The following is an 885-nucleotide window of genomic DNA, read 5'->3' on the forward strand; positions in this document are numbered from 1 at the left end:
CCACCGCCGCCAAGGGCAAGCCCAGCATCACGCCGTCGCCGGGCACCGGTGAGGGCGCCGTGCTGACCGCCGTGGCCACCGACGACTCCGCCGTCGCGGTCGTCGACGGGGGCGAGGGCCTCAAGCTCGACGAGACCGTCGTCGCCGGGCCCGACGGCGTCGCCGTCGAGGCCGCCGCCGAGGAGGAGGCCGCCGCGGCCGAGGGCGGCGACTTCGAGTGGGACGACGAGGAGGAGTCCGAGGCGCTGCGGCAGGCCCGCAAGGACGCCGAGCTCACCGCCTCGGCCGACTCGGTCCGCGCCTACCTCAAGCAGATCGGCAAGGTCGCCCTGCTCAACGCCGAGGAGGAGGTCGACCTCGCCAAGCGGATCGAGGCCGGCCTCTACGGCGCCGAGCGGCTGCGCCAGGCCGAGGAGGAGGGCCAGAAGCTCTCCCCCCAGATGCGCCGCGACCTCAACTGGATCGTCCGCGACGGCGAGCGGGCCAAGAACCACCTGCTGGAGGCCAACCTCCGCCTCGTGGTCTCCCTCGCCAAGCGCTACACCGGCCGCGGCATGGCGTTCCTGGACCTCATCCAGGAGGGCAACCTCGGCCTGATCCGCGCGGTCGAGAAGTTCGACTACACCAAGGGCTACAAGTTCTCCACGTACGCCACCTGGTGGATCCGGCAGGCGATCACCCGCGCCATGGCCGACCAGGCCCGCACCATCCGCATCCCGGTGCACATGGTCGAGGTCATCAACAAGCTCGGCCGCATCCAGCGCGAGCTGCTCCAGGACCTCGGGCGCGAGCCGACCCCGGAGGAGCTGGCCAAGGAGATGGACATCACCCCGGACAAGGTGCTGGAGATCCAGCAGTACGCCCGGGAGCCCATCAGCCTCGACC

The 885-nt window shown here is 71.4% G+C and carries 1 protein-coding gene; it reads left to right on the forward strand.

Annotated elements, in window-relative coordinates; translation table 11 throughout:
- Positions 1-885 (forward strand): RNA polymerase sigma factor (locus tag ACI78Q_RS23695; protein WP_456925933.1); only part of this gene is annotated, 885 nt, incomplete at both ends.

It is taken from the genome of Geodermatophilus sp. SYSU D00705, from assembly GCF_054050135.1.